The organism is Enterovibrio gelatinilyticus (assembly GCF_028683095.1).
Classification (GTDB): Bacteria; Pseudomonadota; Gammaproteobacteria; order Enterobacterales; family Vibrionaceae; genus Enterovibrio; species Enterovibrio gelatinilyticus.
Genome location: NZ_JAJUBC010000156.1, coordinates 1 through 288, shown reverse-complemented (window position 1 = coordinate 288; position 288 = coordinate 1). Strand labels below are relative to the sequence as shown.

The following is a 288-nucleotide window of genomic DNA, read 5'->3' as shown; positions in this document are numbered from 1 at the left end:
TTATCAATATTACCCCGTTTATCTTCTCGGCTATGACGACCAGTCCAATCAACAAGTTCTAGATAATCCAACAACCTAAGAGGTATACCTTCTGGCATCCGTTCCCTCGGGTTTCCAGCAAAGGGGTATAAGCAAGGTGTGGTGTTTTCTTCTTTCTTCAATGAATCAATTCGCGCTTTGACGGACGTATGCTCTGAGGTTTCAGGGGTTTCCGCTATTGCTGCTCGTACTGGGTTTAAATCTACATAAGCCATGGCTGCCAGGAGCGCCTTTTCATCAAGCAATGCT

General features: G+C 45.5%; 1 pseudogene. It reads right to left on the bottom strand.

The features are described 5' to 3' along the window. Nucleotides 1-288, bottom strand: a pseudogene (locus tag LRP50_RS25630) (alpha-amylase family glycosyl hydrolase); the annotation flags it as partial.